Genomic DNA, 20,904 nt, shown 5'->3' on the forward strand with positions numbered 1-20,904 from the left:
CGGGGCGACGGGCAACGGTGCGTTCGCCGGTGTCGGCTAGACTCGGCGGCCCTCCACCCGCCAGGTCCCGCCATGCGCCGCACGCTGCCCACGCTCACCCTGCTCGCCGCCGTGCTGGCGCTGGGCGCCTGCACGACGACGGCACCGCTCCCGGGCACGGCGCCCGCCGCCGTCACGCCGGCTGCCGCGCAGGTGGCCGTGCCGGCAGACGACAACCTCAACGCCGTGCTCTGGGTGCAACGTTCGGTGGAATACCGGGCGCTGTCGGAAACGGTGTTCCGCGCCGCGGGCGAACGCCTGGATACCGCGCTGGCCACCCCTGACTGGAATGCCCTGGTGCCGGGCGAGCGCCGCAACGCGGCGTCCATCGCCGCCCTGCCGCCCGCGGTGGTCATGGACATCGACGAGACCGTCCTCGACAACTCGCCCTACCAGGCGCGCCTGGTCCGGGATGGCCTGGAGTACGACGACGCCACCTGGGCCGAGTGGGTCGCCGAGGAGAAGGCCAAGCCGGTGCCGGGCGTGCTGGAGTTCGCGCGCGCCGCGCACGCCAAGGGCGTCACCGTCATCTACCTCTCCAACCGCGACAAGGCCCTGCACGCGGCGACCCTCGCCAACCTGCGCGCGGTAGGCCTTCCGGTGAAGGACGACAGCGTGTTCCTCGGGCTTGGCACCGTGGTCGAGGGCTGCGAGCAGAAGGGCTCCGGCAAGACCTGCCGCCGCCAGCTGGCCGGCCGCGGCTATCGCGTGCTGATGCAGTTCGGCGACCAGCTGGGCGACTTCGTCGAGGCGCCGGCCAACACGCCGCAGGCGCACGCAGCGCTGCACGCGGAATACCGCGCCTGGTTCGGCGACCGCTGGTGGGTGCTGCCCAATCCGACCTACGGCGCCTGGGAACCGGCACTGTTCAACAACGCCTGGGGCCAGCCGCGCACGGTGCGGCGTGCGGCAAAGCGTGATGCGCTCCTGCTCGACAGGTAACAAAATCAATCATTTGAATGCCATAAACTCAAGCGTTGCATCAGGTTGTACCAGCAGGTAACCTGCCTTGGCCACAACACAGTCCTCCGGTTTCGGCCGGCTTTACGGGAGACCCAGGGTCTCCCGTTTTTTATGGTGCCGCCGCCCGACCTAGGGTTTGCCCCGGGGTGTGCCCGCTACGGTCGGCGCCTAGCCTCGGGATCTGTCCACGCCCGCAGCGGCAGCGACATGGCCGACGCCGGAGGCGCGCGATGTCCCTCATCGACAATGTGCACGCGAACGCGCAGGCGCTCCTCAACCGCGGCCCGATGGCGGGGCGCGGGCCGCACAACGCGGGCGGCCCCCTCCACCATCACGGCGGCCCGCATCCGGGGGCGGGCGACCGCGGCTTTGGCCCACCCAAGGGCGGCGACATGCCCGGCGGTGTTCCGCGCGCCATTCCGGGTATCCCGGACCTGCCGGCCGGGCCGCGCGGTGTCGAACGCGCGCTGCCGGGCCACATTCCGCCGGGCCTGGACCGGCCCAACCCTGGCAACGGACCATCGGCTCCACCGGGCCAGGTGATCCAGGGCAGCCTGGACGTCGCCCAGGGACTCGCCAATGCGCTGCCGCCGCGCGGGTCGCCTCCGGGGCCACCCGCGCACGCGGCGCAGGGCCATGGGCACGCCCACGGACACGGACCCCACGGCGCGCAAGCCGCGGCACCCATGGCCATGGGTGCGCAGCCCGCGATGGCGGGCCTGCCGGGCAGCGGTACGGGGCTGGCCGCACAACTCCCCGGCGTGGCGACGACCGGCGTGGCAGTCGCCCAGGCCGCCGGCGCCATGCCGGCGGCGCAGGCGCGCGGCGATCTCGCACAGCAGGCAGCGCTGCCGCTGCGCGCGGATGCTGGCCAGTTGCATGCCGCCACGCCACCACGCGGCGAGGGCCTCCCCGTCCAGCCGCTTGCCCGCGGCGACGCACTGCCCGCGGGGCTGGCGCGTGCCGACGCGGCGGGTCCCCTGCAGGCCACGCTGCCGGGCAATGCGTCGGCGTCGACGCTTGCGGCCGCGGCAGCGGCCACCGCCGCGGTCGGGGCCACCTTGGCCACCGCGGCCACGGCACCGGCGCTGCCGGCAGCCCAGGGCGCGGACGCACGCAACGTGGCCGGCCTCGCCATCGCCGACCGCGGCCAGGCGGTGCGCGCGGAATCGATGAGCGGCACCTACACCGGCGAAGGCCCGCAGCGCCGCAGGCTGCGGCGCGGTGGGCGCGCGCTGCCCGGGAGCCTGTCGGCATTGCTGGTGGCGATGGGCGCGCAGGGCCGCACGTCGGGGGCGGGTCGCGATGCGCGGGAGGTCGAACGCGAACTCCAGGCGGCCGCCATGCAGTGGCTGTTCTGGTTGCTGGCGATCATCGCCTACGGCTGCGTGGCCTTCGCCATCGTGGGCTTGCTGCCGTCGGGCAGCGGCAGCGCCGCCAGTGCCGTGTCGGGTCGAGGCTGGAGCGGCGGGTTCGCGATCGCAGGCCTGGTGGCCGCGGGCGGCGCGTGGTGGTTCGCGCGCCACCTGGCGCGTGGCGGCCGCGCGCGCGCGTCGCGGGTGGACAGCGTCGACTGAAGCCCGCACGCCGCGCCGCTCAATCGAGGCAGTGGGGAACCTGGGTCATCACCATGCCGCCGCCGGGAGCAGCGACGTTGCGCGTCCTCCACACCCGCCGCCTGCAGGCACCGGCCGCCTGGGCGCGCCCGGCCGCCGTCGCGCCGACCTGCCCGGCCGGCGCAGGACGCGTCAGCCGGTACTCGAACACGATCCGCTCGCCGGGCGGCGCCAGCTGGACGGTCTCGACGGTCAGGGTCATGCGCGCCGCGTCAAGTTGCCCGGAAAACCCGATCCGGTGGCCCTTCTCGATGCCACCACCGGTGATGCGGCCAGCGCGATCGACGACCAGGCTGAGCGGACCGCCGCGGCCCTGCCATCCACCGTGCACCGGGCGGCCGTGCACGACGAAGCCGGAATCATTGGCGCGCCGGATACTTGCTTTCACCTCCAGGCGGTCGCGCCCTCCGGACGGCGCGAACGTGGCGCTGGCAGTGCCGGATTGCGCCTTGCCATGGCCCTGCGCGACACGGGCGCTCACGGTACCGGCATAGGAGCCCGTGAATGGCGTGGCCGCGCGCTCCGCGGCGTTGCCGCAGCCGGCGGCGCAGGTGATGGCGATGGCGACCGCACTGCGCGTGAACAGGTTCATGAGTTGCCTCCGCAAAATGCCGAACGCCCCCGGGCAAAGCCGGAGGCGTCGGGGACCAGCCTGCGAACCCTTACTGCTTGCGGGCGAGATCCTTGTTGCCTTCACCGATGGTCTTCACGATGGTGGAGAGCATCTGCAGCATCTGGCCGAGCTGCTGGCCGAGGACCTGCAGCTGGGCGTTCAGCTCGGTCAGGCCGTCGCCCGTCTCGGCGTCGACCGCCTTCGGGTCGTCGGCCTGCTTGGCCTGCAGGGTATCGATCTTCTCCGCCAGCTTGAGCATGCGCTCGCCCATCGCGTCCGCGATCTTGCCGATGGTCAGTGCAATCGCGAGCAGCCAGCCGCCGCCGTTGCTGCCGCCGGCGCGCGCATTCTGCGCCTCGGACGCGCGATCGTTCTGCGCGGTGGCGTTGAAAGAAAAGTTGAAGTTGCCTTCGATGCTCATGGTGATCTCCGTGGATGTTCTTTGACGCGAGTTGAAGGGTCCAGCCGGCCCGCAGGCCGTGAAACCTTCTTCTCACGGAGGTCCGCGAAGCCGCCGCGAGCGCGAGTTCACCACGTCACCGCGCAATATCGGCGACACCGTCGCGACGGGAGGAACAACGGCCGGGACGGACTCACCCTCTTCGGCCCTGTTCTTCGCGGTCTCGGTGCGAAACCAGGCCAGGGCCTTTTCCTCGCCCTCGCTGCGCAGACGGCGGCTGAACTCGAGCGCGATGCGCGTGTCACGACGCTGCAGCGGCTGCAACGCCTGGTTGACCTGGCGGATGAGCTCGTCGACCTGGTCGGTTGCAACCGCGCCGCTGGCCTGGAGCGCCTGGAGCGCATCCATCCACATGGCCCGGTCGGGGATCTCCAGCGCCGTGTCGCTGCCGTGCCGCATGTCGCGCATGGCCTGCGTGAACTGGTCGCGCAGCAGGCCGCGGGTGGCGAGATCCATCGACGGGTCGTTCTCCAGCTCGTGCAGCGCCTCTTCGAACTGGCGCAGCAGCTCCTCCATGCCGGAGTCGAGCGCGGCCACCGGTGCGGGCGACGTTTCCAGCGCGGCACCGGCGACAAATGCCGCGGGCTGCTGGAAGGTCGGACGCTGGGGCGGACGCTGGGCCATCGGATCGTCTCGAAGTGGGCGGGGCACGGAGCTGCTTGGCTGTCTGGATCGAGTGTAGGGAGTTCGCATTGCGCAACAATCTGGGGCCAACCCTAAGGGGTCGCGAGCGTCCACCGGCACCTCCGGGCCGCCGGCTGCCGATCAGCCGGTGACCACGCGCAACTGGTCGGTGATCACGCGCGTGGCTTCACCATGCCGGCGCCCCAGGTCCTGTGCGGCGTCGCGCAGCCAGGCATTGGCAGGCTCCAGCCCCTGTTCGCGGACGCGCCGGTTGTACTCCGGCTCGAGCCGCGCCTTTTCGTCGTGCACGTCGCGCAGCAACTCGTCGTAATGGCGGAGGAGGCGATCTTCTTCCGCGGTGTCGAGGATGCCCTGCCGGCGAAGGTCGCCGAGACGTTCGACGAGTTCCTCGCGGGTGCGCGGTGCGCCATCGGCCTGCATCGCTCAGCCGCCCCCCGCGCCGAAGCCGAAGTCGAATCCGCCCGAATAGGCGTTGCCGAACATCGAGCCGAAGTCGAATCCGCCGCTTTCGGCGCCGCCGCTTTCGCCACCGATCATGCCGCCGAGCCAGGAGCCGAGCTGCTGGCCGATGGCCGCACCGGCGGGGCCACCAAAGAAGGTGCCGACGAGACCGCCGACGATTGAACCGATTTGACTGCCCATGTCATGTCCTCACCTGGTTGGGATATGCCCGGGGGATCTCGCCGGACAGGTGGCAGTTTCCGCATCGCCGGCCACGCGCCAAGCTGGTGCGCGCCCCACCTAGGGCGCACCCTTGAGCGCCTCCGCGGGCGCGGGGAGGGCGCGGCATACTCGGCGCATGTCGACACGCGACCATCCGGGCGATCCGTTCCTGCACACGCGGCGGATGACCCTGCGCGGGCTGCGCCACGCCGACGTGTTCGACCTGCAGCGCCTTGGCCGCGACGCGCGGGTGACGCAGGCGCTGCTGGACGCGCCGGTCGACGACATCGCCAGCGCGTGCGCGCTGGTCGACCTCGCCAACCGCATCTATCGCGAGCGGCCCGGCCTGGGGGTCTGGCGCGCCGACGACGCGCACGGATTCCTCGGTTTCTTCTCGCTGATGGCGGAGCTCGCACCTGGCGAGGTGGAAATCGGAACCCGTTTGTTGCCGCGCGCCTGGGGTCGCGGCTATGCGCTGGAAGGCGGCGCCGCGCTGTGCGCGCACGCGTTTGAAACCCTGCGGCTGCCGACGCTGGTCGGGCGGTGCGATCCCGCCAACCGTTCGGTGCCGCCGCTGCTCATGCGCCTGGGCTTCGTCCCGGCCGGCGAGGTGATGCAGCGCGGGCGACCGGCACTGGAGTTGCGCCTGGCGCGCGGTGATTGGCGCGGCGTGCGCCGGCGCGCGGCGCACGCCTGATTCCAGGCGAGCGCATGTGCGGCGTGCCCCCGCACGCCGGGATCAGGGCGTATCGAGCCGGCGCAATTCGCCGGCGCGGAACTCCCAGCGCTGCGGCGCCTGGCCCGCATGCACGCCGCTGGCGGGCGCGCCGGGCAGGGTGACCCGCAGCGCCGCGCCGTCGGCCTGGAGCACCGGGTCGCCTCCGCCGCAGTAGTCGATGGGCGCGGAACGCACCGCCGCCCCGCCGCGCCGCAATCCCAGCATCCACAGCGGACCGCCGCTGCAGGCGTTGCCGTACATGTGCTGCTGGAACACCAGCACTTCATCGAACGGCGCGAGGGCGCGATAGCGCGCGACCAGGCGCGGCAGCGGGAAATCGGCGAATGCGCCATCGGCACCGGTGCGCAGCAGTTCCCGCCCATCGAGCCGCACCACGTGGGCGTCTCCGTGCGTGCCGGTGCCGGCGGGTGATATCTCGAGCCGCCCGGCCACGGTCTGCATGACCTGCGCGCCGTTGGCAGGCGACGCGGTGGCCCGCCCGGCGTCGAGCGTCGTGCCCGTGCCCGGGGTGGCCCCGGTGCGCTGCAGCGCGGGGAACACGTACGCCGTACCCCGGTAGCTGGCGCGCACGGCGCCGCCGTCACGCTGGAACACCACGTCGCGGAACCCGCCGTTGCGCGGCGCCTGCAGTTCCATCGCACGCGCCCGGCCGGCCGCCAGCAGCAGCCGGCGCCGTGTCCCGTCGTCGGCGTAGAGCCACCAGTCGGCTGCATCGCCAGCAGCCAGGCAGCGATGGCGTCCGTGCACGACCCAGTCGTCGCGGCCGTCATCGTCGAGGTCGACGCGCCGCGCGACGACCCAGTCGGGCGCGAACGCGGACCCGCCCGCATGCATGCCCTCCGCGCAATCGAGTACGCGCGCGTCGCTGGACAGGGCCCGGGCGATGTCCGCAGGCAGCTGGGTGCCGGGGCGCGGATCAAGGGCCTCGATGCGCACTGGCCCGTCCAGCCCGACGGAATCCGACGGAGCGATGCGGGCTGCGGCAGGCTGCGGATCCGCGGCGGCGGGACGCTCGCAGCCCGCGGCGAACCCAAGCGCGAGCACGCAGGCCATCACCGGCGCCGCGCGCCACGGATGCAGCCGCAGTGGCCATGTACGTGATGCGGTCATGCCGGCAGCATGGCACGCGCCCTGATGCGCCAGACCACGGCGGGTGCCGGCTACTGCCTGCGCCCGTCGAAGCGTCCGTCGAGGAGGTCGTTGACCCAGCGGTCTATGGTCGCGCTCGAGGCTTCGATGTGCACGTGCGGACCGGTCGAGTTGCCGGTCGAGCCCTGGTTGCCCAGGTCCTGCCCGTAGTCGACGCGCTGCCCTGCACGCACGTCGATGCTCGACATGTGGAAGATGTAGACCAGCTGGCCCTGGTCGCCCCGCACCACCACCGCATTGCCGGCATTGCCCATGGGGCCTGCCGACACCACGGTGCCGGCAATCGGCGAGGGAATGGCCTGTTGCGACTGCGACTGGCCGTTGCGGTGCAGGACCACGTCGCGCACTTCCAGCGTCTGGCCACCGCGCTGCGCGGTCTGGTAGTCGTGGTGGGGCTGCATCTGGTCCGGGCCCTGCACCGCGATGGCAGGTGCGTTCCCGGTGCTGTACACGGTGTAGGGCGCGTACGTCGGGACATCGCCCGAGGGCGGTTGCCCTGGCGCCGGGGCGGGCGCGTTGCCGCCGCCGGGTGCCGGGGTTCCGCCACCTGGGATACGCACCAGCTGACCGGGATGGATCAAGTCCGGGTTGCGGATCTGCGGGTTCGCGGCGAGCACCGCGTCCAGCGACACGCCGTTGCGTGCAGCGATGCCCGTCAGCGTGTCGCCGCCGCGCACCGTGACGTCCCGGCCACCGCCGCCTGGCAGGTGCACGGTCTGGCCGGGATAGATCAGGTCCGGGTTGCGGATCTGCGGATTGGCCGCGAGCACGGCATCGAGCGACACGTCGTTGCGCGCCGCGATGCCCGACAGCGTGTCGCCGCTGCGCACCGTGACGCTGCCGCCCGGCGCGGATGGCGAAGGCGCGGGCGCCTCGCCGCCCGGCGCAGGGGCAGGCCCGGTGTCGCGCGGCGGCGGCGCTTCGCCGTCGATCCGCGCGCGCACGAACGAGGTGGCCTCACCTGCGGTGATGCGGCCGTCGCGGTTGGTGTCCAGCGGCGAGTTCATGCGGTAGGCCGCCCCACCCTCGCTGAACAGCGTGGCGTTCGGGTCCGGTCGCGGGCTTCCGTACAGTACCGTGGTGTAGACACCCTCGAGGGTGTCGAGCTCGCCGGGGTCGGAACGGTTGTTGAAGTAGCGCTCCACGTACTGCAGCTGGTCGGTGGCGCTCATCCGCGCCAGCGCGTCGGTGGACGTGCCCAGCTCGCGCGCGGTGTTGGGCATGAACTGGATCAGGCCGGTGGCACCGCTGCCGGCGCCGTTGCGCACGCCAGGGCTGAAGCTGCCGCCGGTTTCGAAGCTCATCACCGCCAGCAGGTATTCCGGCTGCGTGCCGAGGCGCTGCGCCATGGCCTCGACCTGGGCGATGAACTCCGGCGTGACGTTGCGGTTGCCTTCGACGCCGCTGATGCGGTTGTAGTCGAAGCCACCGGGGCTGGTGCGATCGCCGACGACGTTCTGGGTGTTCGCGGATACCGGGCCGACCATGCGGATGCTCCTGTGTTCCGGGGCGCGTTGCCGCGCATGCGGTGATTACAGGCGTGGGCGGGCGTGCACGCCAGCTAGGTCGGACCCTATGGCGGGCTTCAGCCGGTGTAGTGCGACTCCACGCGCAGCGTGCCGAGGTTGCGCTCGGCGAAGCGCCGCGCAAGTTCCGGGCCGGCCTCGCGGATCGCGTCATGGCTGGCGCGCGAGCGCACGTCGGCGCGCAGCACCCAGCCGTCATTGACGCGCGTGAGCAGCAGGTCGGTGCCGGGCAGCGTGGCGTCGGACATGCGCAGCAGCACCTGGCCATCGCCGGCGGCGTCGCGCGTGCCGTCGCCGATCGCGAGCTGGCGCACGTGGCGCTCGATCATGTCCATCACCGCGTTGCTGGCACCCACCGGCGCCGGCATCGCCTGCGGCGCCTCGCCGCGCAGCGCGTTCTGCGCCTGCCACAGCAGGGCCGGATCGAGGAGGGTGGTTTCGGCCTGGTCGCCGTGGCCGCTGTCCTGGCGCTGCTCGTGGCCGTGGCCCTCGCGACCGCCGATGCGCAGGCCTTCGTCGACGCGCGCGCCCTCCTCGCCAGGCTCCGCCGCGCTGGCGGTGGCATCGGACTGGCCGCCCTTGCCGTTGTCGCGCACCTGGTCCAGCGCATGGCGGAAGCGCTCGATGTGCTCCGGCTGCGCCGGCGGGCGCACGTCGCGGGTCGTCTCGCCGCCTTCGCGGCTGCGCGCGGCATCCGACGCCGAAGTCGAGCTGCTGCGTTCAATCGTCATGCCGGTCTCCTGTTCGCCTCAGCGCCCGCCAGGTGGCGTGCCTGCAGCAGGTCCTCGGTGGCGCTTTCCTCCTGGCGCGACGCGAGGGCGGATTGTTCGCCGCGCCACACGTCGCGGCGCTTTTCCAGCGCATCCACGCGCGCCTTGGCGCGGAAGTACGCGGTCCGCGCATCGGCCAGCGCGACTTCCGCCGCGCGCAGGATGTCCTGGGCCTTGAACAACCGCTGGCGCGCGGCTTCGGCCTGCTCGCCGAGGAGGTCGATGTGCGTCTCGCGCTGCGCCAGCGCGGCGGGCCACGGCACGCCTGCCGGCGGCGCGTCGAGCATCCGCCCGCGCTGCTGGCGCTGCTCGAAGTCGAGCGCGATGATCTCGCCCTCCACGCCCAGGCAGGCGTCGCGACAGGCCTGCGCCTCGCGCTGGCGCTCCAGCACCAGCTGGCGCGCGGCCTCCGTGCGGTGCTCGCGCAGGCGGATCAGCGTCTGCAGCGGATAGCGCTTCACGCGAAGAGTTTCCGAAGCGCGTCCGCGGACTGCGCGAACGGCACGAGTTCGGTGGACGACTGCTGCAGCAGCTTGCGGATCGCGCCGATCTTCTCGATGGCGGCGTCGGCATCGGGATCCGTGCCGCGCTTGTACTCGCCCAGCTGGATCAGCAACTCGATGTCCTGGTACTTCGCCAGCAGCTTGCGCAGCTGGCCGGCCGCGCGCTGGTGCGCGCCGTCGACCACGCGCGGCATGGTGCGGCTGAGGCTGGTGAGCACGTCGATCGCCGGGTAGTGATAGGCCGCGGCCAGCTTGCGCGACAGCACGATGTGGCCGTCGAGGATCGAGCGCACTTCCTCGACGATCGGGTCGCCGCCGTCCTCGTCCTCGGCCAGCACGGTGTAGAACGCGGTGATCGAGCCGATGTGGTTGTTGCCGGCGCGCTCGAACAGCCGCGGCAGCGCGCTGAACACCGATGGCGGAAAGCCGCGCCGCGCCGGGGGCTCGCCGACCGCCAGGCCCACGTCACGCAGGGCGCGGGCGAAGCGGGTGACCGAGTCGACCAGCAGCAGCACGCGCTTGCCCTGGTCGCGGAAGTGCTCGGCGATGGCGGTGCCCACCCAGGCCGCGCGGCTGCGCTCGAGCGCCGGCCGGTCGGAGGTGGCCACCACGACCACCGACTTCGCCAGGCCTTGGGGGCCGAGGTTGTCGTGGATGAACTCGTTGACCTCGCGGCCGCGCTCGCCGACCAGCACGATGATGTTGACGTCGGCATCGCCGCCGCGCGCCAGCATGCCCAGCAGCGTGCTCTTGCCGCCTCCGGCGACCGCGAAGATGCCGATGCGCTGGCCCTCGCCCGCGGTCATCGTGGTGTCGATGGCGCGCACGCCGGTGGAGAACGGGCGTTCGATCAGGTTGCGCGCCAGCGGATTTGGCGAGGCGGCGTAGATCGGCATCTCGTGGCTGGCGCCGGTCGGGCCAAGGTCGTCGATGGCCTCGCCGTGGGCGTCCAGGATGCGGCCGAGGAGGCCGTCGCCGACCAGCACCGAGGCCTGCCGGCCGCTGGCATACACCTCGGTGGTCGCGGACACGCCGTCGAGTGCGCCGAGCGGGGTGAGCAGGGTGTGTGACTTGGACACGCCGACGACTTCAGCCGCCAGCCGGAACGTGGGATCACCGTCGCCTCGCGCATTGCGCAGTTCGCACAGCTCGCCTATCGCGGCCTTCAGGCCGGTGGCGCGGATCAGCGTGCCGTAAGCCTCGGCCACGCGACCGACGCGTTCGATCGACTGCACCTGCGCCAGGGCATGCAACAGCGGATCATGCGCGCCGTGGGCCGCCAGGCCGGCGAGCGGCTTTGCGGACCTGGCGGAACTCATTGCGCCGACCTCGCCGTATGCGCGGCACTGCCTGCGAGCGCGGCGCGGATCGCCTCGATCTGCTGCGCCACGCCGGCGCGGACCTCGCCGGCCTCCGACACCACCACGCAGCTGGCCGGCTCGAGGCTGGGATCGTCGACCAGCTCGATCACCCCGACCGCCGGATGCGCCTGGCGCACGGCACCCAGGCCGGCGGCCACGCTTTCGCGCACCGAGGGGTGCACGCGGATCAGCAGGAACTGCTCGGCCTGCGCGGCCTCCACCGCCTGCAGCACCAGCGCTGGCACCACGCTGCGGGCGTCGAAGCCCGGTGCGATGCGGTCGACGATCGCGCAGGCAAGTTCGGAGATGCGCCCGGACGCCTCGCCCAGCACCCGTGCGCGCCGCTCGTTGAGCGCGGCGAGCTGTCCGGTCATCTGCAACTCGGCCGCGGCGACGCCGGCCGCGTAGCCCGCGGCGTGGCCCTGCTCGCGGGCGGCCTCGATCTCGGCCGCGGCCTCGTCGTAGAGCGCGTTGACGCGGACGAGCAAGGTGTCGAGTTCCTCCAGCCGCGCCCAGGCCTGGGCGGGCACGACGCCGGCACCCAGCGAGCGCTCGAACTGGCGGCGTTCGAACACCCCCACGCCGGCACCGGCGCGTGGCCCTGCGCCCACGGTCGCGCTGACGGGCGTACTGCTGGCGATGGCTGAAGCGTCTGCGCTCATCCGGGATCCTGTGGGCCGCGGTCAGGCGGCACGTGTGTCGTGGTGCGTGTAGATGCGCAGCACCGGTTTTTCGGGCAGCCAGGCCACCGGCGCGGGACCCGGGGGATGCAGCAGCTGGCACCAGTCGGCCAGCGCCGGATCGCGGCGCCGCGCCCAGGCGACCAGTTCTGCGCGGCCCTGGGCATCGAACAGCGCGTGCAGCGGCTGCGGACCGTCCGCGGTCGTGGCGGCGGCGAGCGCGTGCGCAAGCGCGGAGGCAAGCGCCGCCTGCCGCGCGCGTTCGACGTGTCCGTCCCACACGGTGCGGTCCAGCGCGAGCAGGTAGCTGTTGCCCAGCGCCGCCTTCAGCCGCCGCACCGGCTCGCGACCGGTTTCGGCGCGGATCGCGGGGGCATGCGCCAGCACGCCGATGTCGCGCAGCAGCGCGTCCAGGCGCTGCCGCGGCCAGCGCATGCGCACCAGGTCCGGCTGCCGGCCCGGGTCCGGCGCGAACAGCGCCGCCGCCGGGCCGTCGGCCAGCCAGGCGGCCAGCATGCGCCGTCCCAGCGCACTGTCGCGGGCGCGCGCGGCAAGCTCCGCATCAAGCAGCGTGTCGCCATCGGCGAGCCAGCCCGGGTCGATATCCGCCAGCAGCGCCCTGGAGGCCATGCCTCAGCCGTTCCAGACCTGGTCGACGGGCTTGGCGGTTTGCGTGGTCCCGCGCAACCGGCCCCAGAACGCGACCAGCAGGCCCAGCAGCAGGACGACCGCCGCAGCGATGCCGAGCGTCAGCGGACTGACCGCCGAGAGTGCCACGGCCCCCTGCGCGGTGCGCGCCGGCAATGGCGGCGCGGCCGCGAATTTCACCGTGACCTTGTTGATGTCGGTGAGGCCGGGCACGGCGTCCTTGATCAGCAACTTGATGTCGGCCTCGCGGTCGCGGACGCTGGCGCCCGCCTGTTCGAAGATCGCCACCGACGCCGACGAATCCAGGCTCGACCCGCCCAGTGGGTCGCGCTCGGCCAGCGTGACGTGCACGCGCGCGTCGACCACGCCGGGGAAGCGCGTCAGCGTGTCCGACAGCTCCTGCTGCAGGCTGCACACTTCGCGCCCGCGTTCCTCGGTGGACGACGACGCAAACCCTTCCTTCTTGAACACCTCGCAGGTGGTCGCGAACTGCGCCCGTGGCAGGCCGTGCGCGCCGAGGATCTGCATCGCGTACGGGAAGTCCGAGGCCGCGACACGCACCTCCCACCCGGTCTTCGACGGCGACGGATTCTTGTCGGCATCGATGCCCGCGGCGATCAGCGCGCCCATGATCTGGTTGGCCTGGCCCTCGTCGAGCTGGCTGTACAACGGCTTGCCGCCGCAGGCGGCGAGCATCGCGCCGGCCGCGAGTGCGAACAGGGCCGCGCGCAGGGCGCGCGGCCGGTCGTGGGACTTCATGCCATGCCCTCCTGGGTCAACCCTGCTGCCGGAACAGCTGCTGGATGCCGTCCGAGGTGCGGTTGGCGACGTTGGACGTCATCTCCGCCTGGAACAGGAACTGATGGCACTTCATGGTCATTTCCATCATCTGCCCGGGCGTGAGCTCGGCGATGTTGCCGCTCATGGTCTGCGACAGCGCGTTGATGTTGGCGGCACCGGTGTTGAGGTTGTCGATGGCGGCGATCAGCGCGCGCGTGCCCTCGGACGCCTGCGCCGGCGGCAGTTCCACCGGCGTCGCCTGCTGCTGCGGCTGCACGCCGCCGGTGCGCTCGAGCGACGCGGCGAAATCGCGCACGTCGTACGGCGTTGCCGTGGCCTGGCCACCGCCCGCGGAGGCAGCGGCATTGCCGGCTGCCTGCGTCGGGTCCATGGCCGCCACCTGGATGGCTTCGATCATTTCCGTCTCCTGTTGGGCTGCATTCGCGGGAACCTGCCACGGTGGCGAAGCCACCGGCGGCACGCACCCGGATGCCTCGGTTACTGGCGCTTGCCCAGCGTTTCCAGCGCCTGGCCGACGCTGTTCTGCGAGGTCGCGGCGTTGTTGGACATGAACTGCATCTTCAGGCTGGCCGCGGTGAGCTGCACCATCGAGGACGGCTGGTCGTCGCCGCCGCTGATGTTGGCCGACATGTCGGTGATCACCGACGCCTGCGAATCCAGGGTCTGGCCCCAGGCACGCGACATCGCCTCGTACCAGCTGCCGCGATCGCCGGCCGACGCACCGCCACGGATGCCGCCGGCGCCGCCGGTGACCGCCGCGCCCGCGATGAACTGTCCGATTCCCGCATTTCCGGTGACATTGGTCATGGTTCTCTCCTCTCTCTGTGATCTGTGCTGCGTTGGACTACGGATGGATCGGGCCGGCCTTCCCGGAGCCGGCCCGCGGCTTACATGCGCATCGACGACACCTCGCCGCGCACGTTGGAGAAATCCTGCGGCTCCGACACCTCTTCGTCCGGCCGCGGCGCGCGTTCGACGGCGAGCTTTTCCAGGCTGCCGTCGGCGCGCAGCGCGTGCGCGCTGTTCTCGGTGATCGACACCAGCGTGCCGATGCCGGGCAGTTCCGCGCCAACCGGGTACTTGTCGCCCTTTCCGGACAGCACGTGCGGATCGGCGCCGCGCACGATGGCGGCAACCCGGATGCGCACGGGCTTTGGCGGCACCGCCGGCGCGCTCGCCGCCGCGCTGCGCTCGGCCACGTTCACCGGGATGACCCGGCTCACGCCCTTGACCTCGCGCATGGCGCGCGAGAAGGACGCGGCGCGCAGTGCGGCCTCGTCCTCGAAGCGGCCGCTGACCTCGACGTCGCCGTTGCCGAGGTAGCGCGTACGCGCGTTGATGCCCTGGCCGCGGAGGATCTCGCTGACGTCGCCGGCGATGTCGTCGCCGGTGCGCAGCTCGAGCTTGGCGTCGATGTTGTCGTCGGCGATTCGGCGCGCGATGCGCTCGCGCGTGGCGGCGTCGGGCACGGTTCCGGTGAGCACCAGCCCGCCCTGCAGGTCGAGATTGGCACGGCCGTCATCGATGCCGTACTCGGGCACCAGGCGCTGCAACTGCTCGCGCGGATCGGGCGGTTCGGGCCTGGCCGGCATGACCGCGGCGAAAATCGCCAGCGAGACCAGTGACAGCACGGCCACTGCGGCCACCGCCGGCAGGCGCCGCAGGTAGGGGGTGGCCGCCGGCGTGGCCAGCGCGCGCGGCCCCAGCCCGCCGGGCACCAGCAGCTCCCACGCGGGATCGTCCGCGGCGCCGAACGCGATGGCCGCCTCGCCGAGGCCCACGCGCTGCACGCGGTCGAGCTCGACCGGATCACCGGGGTGGACCATGGTGGTACCGACATGCAGCGGTGCGTCGAGCGCGCGCAGCGAGAACGCGCCATCGACGAGGCTGAGCAAGGCGTGGTGGTTGGCCACGCCGGCGTCGGCGAGCACCATGTCGCAGTCGTCGCCGCTGCCGATGAGGATCATCTCGCGCGCCGCCAGCGGGCGCAGCGCACCGGCATGCAGGCCCGAGACCACGCGCAGCACCTTGTCGACCCCGCCCTCCGTCCCGTTGTCCCGTGCCACGTTCATTGCCGACCCTCCCGTCTTCCATCCTGCGACTGCATCGTTGCCCGGCGGCGGAGCAGCCCGACGGTCATGCGTTGACCTGCCCGGCCTGCACGATGCGCAGGTCGGGTGCGAGTTCCTGGTACGACAGCACCGGCAGCTCGAAGAAATCGACTTCCATCAGCTTGCGCAGGTGGCGGCGCACATCGAGCGAGCACAGCAGCACCGGCTGGACGCCGGGCGCCTGGCGGGCGAGGTGCGCGCGCACTTCGTTGCCCAGCCGCGCGGCGAGCTCGGGCGAGATGGCCAGCTGGCTCGCGCCGCCGGCCACGCGCACCGACTGGCGCAGCTTGTCCTCGAGTTCCGGATGGATCAGCAACACGTGCAGCGTGCGTTCGACATCGGCATGGCGTTCAGCGATCTCGCGCTTGAGCGCGACGCGCACGTATTCGGTGAGCAGCACCACGTCCTTCTCGCGGCCGCCGACGTCGGTGATCGCCTCGAACACATCGCGCAGGTTGCGCACCGGCACGCCTTCCTCGGCCAGCCGGCGGAGCACGTCGGCGACGCGTTGCGGCGCGACCACGCGCAGCATTTCCTTGACCAGGTCCGGGTAGTCGCGCTGCATGCGCGCGAACAGGTTGGCGGTCTCCTGGATGCCGATGAATCCGCCAAGGCGGCGCTGCAGCGCGGCGCTGCAATGCGATGCAAGCAGGTCGTCGGGTGCCAGCGCGCCGGCCTCGCCGCGGGCGACCCAGTCACCGGCGAGCGTGGGAAAGAAGCCGGGCTGGCGATTGCCGTCGGTGGGCACGGCCGCGCGGCGGAAGTCCTCGTCCATGCGCAGGTGGCCCGCCGCCAGGCGCGCGCCGAACGCGGTCAGGCGGTATTCGCCAGGGCCCAGGGCTTCGGAGACGCGCAACTGCGGCACGGGGACAGGCACGCCGTATTCCTCGCGCATGCGCTGCGCCACGCCGGCCACGCGTGCGAACAGCGCGTCCTTGCCGGTCGCCGCGAGCAGCGCCGGTGACAGTTCGAGCTGCAGCGGCGCGGGTGGCGCCAGGTCGTCGACCGGCGGCAGGCGGTCGGCCTCGGCGACTTCGTCCTCGGGCACGCGGAACGCGCGGCGCAGCACCACGAAGCCGTGCCGGTAGCGCCAGGCGCTGATGCCAAGCAGCGAGACGCCGAGCGCGGCGAACACCATCTTCGGGAAACCCGGCACCAGCGTCATGAGCAACGCGAGCAGGCCGGTGATCAGCAGCACGCGCGGCTGGCCGCTGACCTGGCGGGTGATGGCGTCGCCGAGGTGGCGGTCGTCGACCTCGCCGGTGGTGCGCGTGACCACCAGGCCCGCGGCGATCGTCGCGAGGATGGCCGGGATCTGCGAGACCAGGCCGTCGCCGATGGTCAGGATGCTGTAGGTGCGGGTGGCGTCGGCCAGTGACATGTCGCGCTGCATGACGCCGATCGCCAGTCCGCCGAGCAGGTTGATGATGATGATGACGATGCCGGCGATCGCGTCGCCCTTGACGAATTTCATGGCGCCGTCGAGCGCACCGTGCAGCTGGCTCTCGGACTCCAGCAGGCGGCGCCTGCGCTTGGCCTCGTCCTTGTCCATCAGCCCGGAGCGCAGGTCGGAGTCGATCGACAGCTGCTTGCCGGGCATGGCGTCAAGGGTGAAGCGCGCCGCGACCTCGGCGACGCGTTCGGCGCCCTTGGCGATGACGATGAACTGCACCACGGTGATGATCATGAACACCACGAGGCCGACCACCAGGTTGCCGCCGGCCACCAGGCTGCCGAAGGTCTCGACGATGTGGCCGCCTTCGGCATCGAGCAGGATCGAGCGGGTGATGGCGATCGACAGCGCCAGGCGGAAGAGCGTGGTCAGCAGCAGCACGCTCGGGAAACTGGAGAACGCGACCGGCGTGGGGATGTAGATCGCCAGCAGCAGCAGGCCGAAGCCGATGGAGATGTTGACCGCGACCAGCGCGTCGATCACCACCAGCGGCAGCGGCAGGATCATCACGCTGATGATCATCACCGCCGCGAACGCAAGGATGATGTCGCTGTAGCCGAGCTTGACGCGCGGTGCCGCGTTGCCCGGTGCCGCGAACAGCGAGCCGATCAGCGCACGCATGTCGCGCACCACGCACGGCGCGCAACCGGCGTGCAACTGCCGTGCGTCCGTCCGCTGTTATCGATGCATCGCCCTCGCCACATCGCACTGACCCCATGCGTCACTTTGTGGCAAATTACGATAGTCTCGACACAAGAGCAACGTGGGAAATATTGCAGGACGCGATGGCGGCGAAGGCGTTGCCGATTCAGTGAAGTGAACGCAAGCCGCTGTAATTGAGGCGTAATTTTGCCGTCACGGAAATTTCGCCAGTGCGGTGCATCACTTGATCGAGGTCTGCGGCGTGGTCGCCGGATCGATTGGCGCGACGTCGTCCGCGTCCAGTTCGGTGACGAAGTTCACGCTTTGCGCGCTGACTCCAATCGTGAATACGCGACCGGAGCGCAGTTTCACCAGCACCAGGCGCTCGCGTGGCCCGAGCGGCAGGATTTGCAGGATCGACAACGGGGCATCGGGACCGGTGAGGCCATAGCGCCGACGGAGCAGGCGCAGCACCACCAGCAGGCCCACGATGATGAAGGCCAGGGGCAGCAGGATGGCCATCAGTTCGGCGCCGAAGGACGAGGCGGCGGGCGCGGCATCGGCAACCACGGGCTCGGCCGACATGGCGCGGCCACAGGCGAGGGACAGGATGGCGGGTATGGCAGTCAGCGATCGCTTGGACATGGCGGGATGGAAGGCCCTGGGGATTGGCGCGGGACGCGCGGCGTCAGCCTACAACAGCGCTCCCACCCGCCAGCGCCGTGGAATGCGCGCGCGATGACGGCGGACGGCGCGGTCGCGGCCCTGCTCGAAGCGATCCCGGTGCCCTGCGCCGCGTTCGCGCGAGGCGACGGGCGGCTGCTCGCCAGCAACAGCCCTTACCGTGACGCGTTCAGCGGACTGCCTGGCCATGTGCATCGCACGCGCCTGCTCGCCGAACTCGGCGACGACGACCACGACAGCGGCAGCGGCGGTGCCGCGCCGCGCGAAGTCCATGCCGCGCACAGCAATCGCTGGTATGCCCTGCACTGGGGCGAATCCGATGCCGGCGGCGAGCCGCTGTCGCTGCTGACCGCGGTCGACATCAGCGCGCGCATCGAGGCGCTGGATTCGCACCGCAGCCGCCAGGAAAAGCTGCTCTTCACGTCCCGGCTGATGTCGGTGGGCGAAATGGCGGCGATGCTCGCGCACGAGTTGAACCAGCCGCTGGCGGCGATCGTGAACTACCTCAACGGCAGCCTGCGCCTGGTGGACCAGGCCGGCGGACCGGTGCAGGTGGAGCGCGCGCTGCTGGCCGCGCGCACCCAGGCCGAGCACGCCGCCGCGGTGATTTCGCGCGTCCGCGAGTTCATCCGCGCCCGCGAACCCCGGCGCGACGCGCGCGACCTGGCGCAGATCACCGGCACCGTGCTCGAGCTGCTGCGGCTGGAGGCGGACCGCCAGCAACTGCGCATCGAACTGGCACTGGCGCCCGACCTGCCCGCGGTCTACGCGGACCGGGTGATGGTCGAGCAGGTGCTGCTGAACCTGGTGAAGAACGCCATCGAGGCGATGCGCGAAGTGCCGGCGGCGAAGCGCGGGCTGCGCATCGAAGGCCGCGTGAATCTGGACGGCGAGGTCGAGGTGCGCGTCTGCGACCGGGGCGAAGGCCTCAGCGCGGAGCAGGGCCAGCAGCTGTTCTCGCCGTTCTTCACCACCAAGAGCGACGGGCTGGGCATCGGGCTCGCCATCTGCCGCTCGATCATCGAATACCACGAGGGGCGGCTGTTCTTCGAGCCGCGCGACGGCGGTGGCAGCGTGTTCGGCTTCACGCTGCCGATCGCGGACGGAAGGGGATGAGGATGCCGGCTACGCGTGTCTACCTGGTCGACGACAACGACGGATTCCGCGATTCCACCGCCTGGCTGCTGGAGACCTCCGGCTACGAGGTGCTGCCATTCGCCTCCGGCGCGGCGTTCCTGGCGGCCTATGCCGGCAATCGCCACGGCGACGTCGCCGAGTGCCTGGTGTCGGACATCCGCATGCCGGAAATGAGTGGGCTGCAGTTGCAGGACGAACTCATCCGCCGCGGCATCCACCTGCCGCTGGTGTTCGTGACCGCGCACGGCGATGTGCCGCTGGCGGTCGAGGCGATGCGCAAGGGCGCGTCGAACTTCCTCGAGAAGCCGTTCAGCGAGGAGGCGCTGGTCGGCGCGCTGCGCACCGCGCTGGCCAGGGCACGCAGCCGCGGCAATGGCGGCGGCGCGATGGCCGGCGAACTGCTCGCCCGGCTCAGCCCGCGCGAACGCCAGGTGCTCGACCTGGTGGTGGCCAGCAAACCCAACAAGATCATCGCCGACATCCTCGGCATCAGCATCAAGACCGTTGAACTGCACAGGGCGAACATGATGGCGAAGCTGGGCGTGCGCTCCGTGCCGGAGCTGATGAAGGTGGCGCTTGGCCACGGTTGAGCGCGGCGCGCGCAAGGCCCGCGCGCGCACCGGCGACGCCGTGCGCGTGCCGGCAGCGGTTGTCGCGGCACGTTCACCGCGCGGCCTGCTTCCGGTGCTCGACGCGCCGGTGGCCGACGCGCTGCGCGCGTTCTTCGCCGAACCGCGCTGGTGGATGCTCGCCGACCGCAGCGCGGTCGAGGTGGGCTTCGGCCGCGCGCCGAGCGCCGCGTTCGAAATCGACGCCGAGGGCACGCGCCTGGCGCTGCACGTCGAGGGTGCGGCGGGCGACGCCGACGACGGCCGCATGCGCTGGAGCGACCACAGCGGCCGCGCGCGCGTGCTCGCCTGGAGCCTGGCCCACGAGTCGCTGCTGATGCGGCTGAGCGAATGGCTGGGCGTGTCGCTGCTGCCGGTGGTGGATGATGCCCCCGGCGACGCCACGACAGCGCTGGCCGCGCCCGGGCTGTGGCTGGACGTGGCCATCGAGGACGATGCGCCGCTGCCGGACGACGCGGCGCCCGCGGCGCCGCCGGCGCGCACCCGCGCCTGCCTGTGGCTGCCCGCCGCCTGGCTGCACCGTCTGGCTGCCCGCGCCGAACCCGCGCATGACGGCGAGCCGCCGAAGGGCGCAGGGCGCTGGCGCGCGCTGCCGGTCGCGGTATCGCTGCTGCTCGCGGCGCCCCCGCTTTCCGCTGGCGACTGGCGCGCGTTGCGCCCGGGCGACGTGATCGTCGCCGGCCGCAGCAGCCAGCCCCACGTGATCGCGCGCGCCGCCGGCCAGGACTGGCCGCTGGCCCCGGCCGCCGGCGGCTGGTCCGTGCGCGGCACACCTATCCCGACCGCCATGTACCAGGAGGACAGCACCATGACCGATCACGAGGGCAGCCCGACGGCGGCCGATGCCGACCCCGCGCGGCGCCTGCCGGTGCGCCTGGAGTTCGAACTCGGCCGCAGCGAACTGAGCGTCGGCGAACTCGCCGACCTGCAGCCCGGCCATGTCTTCCCGCTGGCAACCGCGCTCGAGGGCGCGAACGTCGCGATCCGCGCCAACGGCCGCGACGTGGGCCGCGGCGAACTGGTCGCCGTGGGCGACACCCTCGGCGTGCGCCTGGTGTCCTGGAGCTGACCG

24 protein-coding genes are annotated in these 20,904 nt (G+C 71.8%); 6 read left to right on the plus strand and 18 right to left on the minus strand.

Features of this window, described 5'->3' with window-relative positions; all coding sequences use genetic code 11:
* Positions 1-72 precede the first annotated feature (72 nt).
* Together IDM46_RS13020 and IDM46_RS13025 are read left to right on the plus strand one after the other, a co-directional pair.
* Positions 73-981 carry a 5'-nucleotidase, lipoprotein e(P4) family gene (locus IDM46_RS13020; RefSeq protein ID WP_182824205.1) on the plus strand — a complete coding sequence of 303 codons (909 nt, stop codon included), beginning with the start codon at positions 73-75 and terminating at the stop codon, positions 979-981.
* Between the two features lie 251 nt (positions 982-1,232).
* A complete protein-coding gene (locus IDM46_RS13025; RefSeq protein WP_182824203.1) occupies positions 1,233-2,579 on the plus strand; it encodes a hypothetical protein in 1,347 nt (448 codons plus the stop codon).
* 19 nt (positions 2,580-2,598) lie between these two features.
* Here IDM46_RS13025 and IDM46_RS13030 read toward each other — a convergent pair whose 3' ends face one another.
* From IDM46_RS13030 to IDM46_RS13050, 5 genes are all read right to left on the minus strand, one after another.
* Positions 2,599-3,210: a hypothetical protein gene (locus IDM46_RS13030; RefSeq protein ID WP_185116005.1), complete on the minus strand. Its 612-nt coding sequence runs from the start codon at positions 3,208-3,210 to the stop codon at positions 2,599-2,601.
* A 70-nt stretch (positions 3,211-3,280) separates the two neighbouring features.
* The gene (locus IDM46_RS13035; protein WP_182824199.1) at positions 3,281-3,652 is read right to left on the minus strand and encodes a hypothetical protein; all 372 of its coding nucleotides are present in this window, start codon (positions 3,650-3,652) and stop codon (positions 3,281-3,283) included.
* Positions 3,653-3,724: 72 nt separating this feature from the next.
* Positions 3,725-4,315: a hypothetical protein gene (locus IDM46_RS13040; RefSeq protein ID WP_185116006.1), complete on the minus strand. Its 591-nt coding sequence runs from the start codon at positions 4,313-4,315 to the stop codon at positions 3,725-3,727.
* Between the two features lie 141 nt (positions 4,316-4,456).
* Positions 4,457-4,756, minus strand: coding sequence for a hypothetical protein (locus IDM46_RS13045; protein ID WP_185116007.1), 300 nt, complete (start codon positions 4,754-4,756; stop codon positions 4,457-4,459).
* A gap of 3 nt (positions 4,757-4,759) precedes the next feature.
* Positions 4,760-4,978, minus strand: coding sequence for a hypothetical protein (locus IDM46_RS13050; protein ID WP_182824193.1), 219 nt, complete (start codon positions 4,976-4,978; stop codon positions 4,760-4,762).
* 157 nt (positions 4,979-5,135) lie between these two features.
* Here IDM46_RS13050 and IDM46_RS13055 point away from each other — a divergent pair, with 157 nt between their 5' ends.
* Positions 5,136-5,696: a GNAT family N-acetyltransferase gene (locus tag IDM46_RS13055; RefSeq protein WP_185116008.1), complete on the plus strand. Its 561-nt coding sequence runs from the start codon at positions 5,136-5,138 to the stop codon at positions 5,694-5,696.
* Between the two features lie 42 nt (positions 5,697-5,738).
* Here the strand turns inward: IDM46_RS13055 and IDM46_RS13060 are convergent, their stop codons facing one another.
* The 13 genes from IDM46_RS13060 to IDM46_RS13120 form a co-directional block, all read right to left on the minus strand.
* Positions 5,739-6,848, minus strand: coding sequence for a hypothetical protein (locus IDM46_RS13060; RefSeq protein WP_185116009.1), 1,110 nt, complete (start codon positions 6,846-6,848; stop codon positions 5,739-5,741).
* Positions 6,849-6,898: 50 nt separating this feature from the next.
* Positions 6,899-8,374, minus strand: coding sequence for a LysM peptidoglycan-binding domain-containing protein (locus tag IDM46_RS13065; protein WP_182824186.1), 1,476 nt, complete (start codon positions 8,372-8,374; stop codon positions 6,899-6,901).
* A gap of 98 nt (positions 8,375-8,472) precedes the next feature.
* On the minus strand, positions 8,473-9,144 hold the full coding sequence (locus tag IDM46_RS13070; RefSeq protein WP_185116010.1) for a hypothetical protein: 672 nt from the start codon (positions 9,142-9,144) through the stop codon (positions 8,473-8,475).
* The gene (locus IDM46_RS13075) at positions 9,141-9,644 is read right to left on the minus strand and encodes a hypothetical protein (protein ID WP_182824182.1); all 504 of its coding nucleotides are present in this window, start codon (positions 9,642-9,644) and stop codon (positions 9,141-9,143) included. The genes IDM46_RS13070 and IDM46_RS13075 overlap by 4 nt, the downstream gene beginning before the upstream one ends.
* Positions 9,641-11,005, minus strand: a complete 1,365-nt coding sequence (locus IDM46_RS13080) for a FliI/YscN family ATPase (RefSeq protein ID WP_182824180.1) — start codon at positions 11,003-11,005, stop codon at positions 9,641-9,643. Before IDM46_RS13080 ends, IDM46_RS13075 begins: the two co-directional genes overlap by 4 nt.
* On the minus strand, positions 11,002-11,709 hold the full coding sequence (locus tag IDM46_RS13085; protein WP_185116011.1) for a FliH/SctL family protein: 708 nt from the start codon (positions 11,707-11,709) through the stop codon (positions 11,002-11,004). The genes IDM46_RS13080 and IDM46_RS13085 overlap by 4 nt, the downstream gene beginning before the upstream one ends.
* Positions 11,710-11,730: 21 nt before the next feature.
* Positions 11,731-12,357: a hypothetical protein gene (locus IDM46_RS13090; protein ID WP_185116012.1), complete on the minus strand. Its 627-nt coding sequence runs from the start codon at positions 12,355-12,357 to the stop codon at positions 11,731-11,733.
* Positions 12,358-12,360: 3 nt separating this feature from the next.
* Positions 12,361-13,134, minus strand: a complete 774-nt coding sequence (locus tag IDM46_RS13095) for an EscJ/YscJ/HrcJ family type III secretion inner membrane ring protein (protein WP_185116013.1) — start codon at positions 13,132-13,134, stop codon at positions 12,361-12,363.
* A gap of 16 nt (positions 13,135-13,150) precedes the next feature.
* A complete protein-coding gene (locus tag IDM46_RS13100) occupies positions 13,151-13,573 on the minus strand; it encodes a hypothetical protein (protein ID WP_182824172.1) in 423 nt (140 codons plus the stop codon).
* An 80-nt stretch (positions 13,574-13,653) separates the two neighbouring features.
* On the minus strand, positions 13,654-13,983 hold the full coding sequence (locus IDM46_RS13105) for a hypothetical protein (RefSeq protein WP_199374003.1): 330 nt from the start codon (positions 13,981-13,983) through the stop codon (positions 13,654-13,656).
* Between the two features lie 80 nt (positions 13,984-14,063).
* Positions 14,064-15,248: an FHA domain-containing protein gene (locus tag IDM46_RS13110; RefSeq protein ID WP_182824170.1), complete on the minus strand. Its 1,185-nt coding sequence runs from the start codon at positions 15,246-15,248 to the stop codon at positions 14,064-14,066.
* A 64-nt stretch (positions 15,249-15,312) separates the two neighbouring features.
* Positions 15,313-17,361: a type III secretion system export apparatus subunit SctV gene (sctV, locus tag IDM46_RS13115; protein WP_182824167.1), complete on the minus strand. Its 2,049-nt coding sequence runs from the start codon at positions 17,359-17,361 to the stop codon at positions 15,313-15,315.
* Positions 17,362-17,622: 261 nt separating this feature from the next.
* Positions 17,623-17,967 carry a flagellar biosynthetic protein FliO gene (locus IDM46_RS13120; RefSeq protein ID WP_185116014.1) on the minus strand — a complete coding sequence of 115 codons (345 nt, stop codon included), beginning with the start codon at positions 17,965-17,967 and terminating at the stop codon, positions 17,623-17,625.
* A 153-nt stretch (positions 17,968-18,120) separates the two neighbouring features.
* On the opposite strand from IDM46_RS13120, the gene IDM46_RS13125 reads away from it, so the two are divergent.
* The 3 genes from IDM46_RS13125 to sctQ are packed head-to-tail and all read left to right on the plus strand — an operon-like array spanning position 18,121 to position 20,901.
* A complete protein-coding gene (locus IDM46_RS13125) occupies positions 18,121-19,182 on the plus strand; it encodes an ATP-binding protein (RefSeq protein WP_185116015.1) in 1,062 nt (353 codons plus the stop codon).
* A 2-nt stretch (positions 19,183-19,184) separates the two neighbouring features.
* The gene (locus tag IDM46_RS13130; RefSeq protein ID WP_223877979.1) at positions 19,185-19,793 is read left to right on the plus strand and encodes a response regulator; all 609 of its coding nucleotides are present in this window, start codon (positions 19,185-19,187) and stop codon (positions 19,791-19,793) included.
* Complete coding sequence (sctQ, locus tag IDM46_RS13135) at positions 19,780-20,901, plus strand: type III secretion system cytoplasmic ring protein SctQ (RefSeq protein WP_185116017.1); 1,122 nt, start codon at positions 19,780-19,782, stop codon at positions 20,899-20,901. The genes IDM46_RS13130 and sctQ overlap by 14 nt, the downstream gene beginning before the upstream one ends.
* The last annotated feature ends 3 nt before the right edge of the window (positions 20,902-20,904 follow it).

Source organism: Luteimonas sp. MC1825, from assembly GCF_014764385.1.
Lineage (GTDB): Bacteria > Pseudomonadota > Gammaproteobacteria > Xanthomonadales > Xanthomonadaceae > Luteimonas.